The sequence below is a fragment of the Bartonella sp. CL70QHWL genome (assembly GCF_042194855.1).
Classification (GTDB): Bacteria; Pseudomonadota; Alphaproteobacteria; order Rhizobiales; family Rhizobiaceae; genus Bartonella.
In genome coordinates this window covers 1-1186 of the sequence record NZ_JBHINJ010000083.1, presented here as the reverse complement: position 1 = coordinate 1186, position 1186 = coordinate 1, and the positions used below count along the sequence as shown (strand labels likewise).

General features: G+C 39.3%; 3 protein-coding genes and 1 pseudogene. 2 read left to right on the top strand and 2 right to left on the bottom strand.

Translation table 11 applies throughout. The annotated features are described in order from the left end of the window. On the bottom strand, window positions 1-299 hold a 299-nt coding region (locus ACFIJZ_RS09810; protein ID WP_375631972.1), incomplete at its 3' end, for a lysozyme. Window positions 300-441: 142 nt separating this feature from the next. On the opposite strand from ACFIJZ_RS09810, the gene ACFIJZ_RS09805 reads away from it, so the two are divergent. After that, window positions 442-666 carry an antitoxin MazE family protein gene (locus ACFIJZ_RS09805; RefSeq protein WP_273791685.1) on the top strand — a complete coding sequence of 75 codons (225 nt, stop codon included), beginning with the start codon at window positions 442-444 and terminating at the stop codon, window positions 664-666. Next, the gene (locus ACFIJZ_RS09800; RefSeq protein WP_273791686.1) at window positions 666-989 is read left to right on the top strand and encodes a type II toxin-antitoxin system PemK/MazF family toxin; all 324 of its coding nucleotides are present in this window, start codon (window positions 666-668) and stop codon (window positions 987-989) included. Before ACFIJZ_RS09805 ends, ACFIJZ_RS09800 begins: the two co-directional genes overlap by 1 nt. 38 nt (window positions 990-1027) lie before the next feature. Here ACFIJZ_RS09800 and ACFIJZ_RS09795 read toward each other — a convergent pair. Further along, window positions 1028-1186 (bottom strand): annotated as a pseudogene (locus ACFIJZ_RS09795) (late control protein); the annotation flags it as partial.

The window sequence follows — 1186 nt, the reverse complement described above, 5'->3', positions numbered from 1 at the left end:
CAAAAGGCTCCTGTTCCTACATTATAGCAAAAGGACACTAACGCCGCGAATTGTTCATCCGTTAATGAAACTGTAACAGCGCGTTCAACAGCATTTTCAAATTGTCTTAAGTCTTGGCAAAGAAGTTCTTCTGCTTGCTTTTCAGTGATTGCCATGCCTTCGTAAATAAAAGGCTTTCCAGCACTGTTTGTATGTCCATAACCTATTGTCCACACCCCAATGGCATCTTTATAGGCGTTTAAACGCAAACCTTCCCATTGTTTGATAAGTGCTAGTCCTTCTGATGATATTTTTCGCATGTGTTGCTCCATAAAAAAGCCCCACACAAGGCGGGGATGAGTGAATATTTAAAATTGCAATTATTGCCTTTTATTAAAAATCTCGTTTCATGTAACTTTTTTCTGTGTTATACGTTACATGAAACATAATGGAGATTTTGTTATGGCTACAATGCACGTCAATGAACGCGTTCAAAAACATCGCAACGCACAAAGAAAAGCAGGTTTGCGTTTAATGCAAATTTGGGTACCAGATATTCGCCAACCGAACTTTGCAGAAGAGTGCCGACGCCAATGTCGCTTAGTCGCAAAAATGGATAAAACAGATACATCTATGCAGTTGTTGATGGATCAATCTTTAATGGATGTTGATGGCTGGACAGAATAATGCGTGGATCTCTCGTCACAATAGCTATGCAAGGCGATTTTGGTAAACCAAGACCTGCGTTAATCATTCAAGCTAATCAATTCAGTGAGCATACAAGTGTAACGGTTTTACCCATTACTAGCACACTTGTTGATGCGCCATTACTCCGCATTACGATTCAGCCAACCGCTAAAAATGGTTTGCAAAAACCTTCGCAAGTCATGATTGATAAGATTATGACGGTAAGATGTGAAAAAGTTAGTCCAGCTTTCGGCTCCATTCATGCAGATAAAATGGTAGAAATTGAACGCTGTTTAGCTGTATTTTTAGGAATAGTAAAATAAAAATAGTATTTCTTTTTATCATCATAAAATAGCTTTGTTTATCTATCCTCTTCATCCATATGGATAACGCCTTCGCCTTCGTCGCATGCGTTTTGTGGAGCGTTTGGATCAAGGGTATCGTCCTTGTCTGGTGTGGTGTTTGCAACGTTTCCAGCTGTGTCTTCTTGGGCTTCATCAAAAAGTTCGCATTCTATTTT

Bases quoted from the DNA above. Each gene is read 5' to 3' on its own strand.
- ACFIJZ_RS09805 (WP_273791685.1), top strand. From the start codon at position 442: ATGGCTACAATGCACGTCAATGAACGCGTTCAAAAACATCGCAACGCA.
- ACFIJZ_RS09800 (WP_273791686.1), top strand. From the start codon at position 666: ATGCGTGGATCTCTCGTCACAATAGCTATGCAAGGCGATTTTGGTAAA.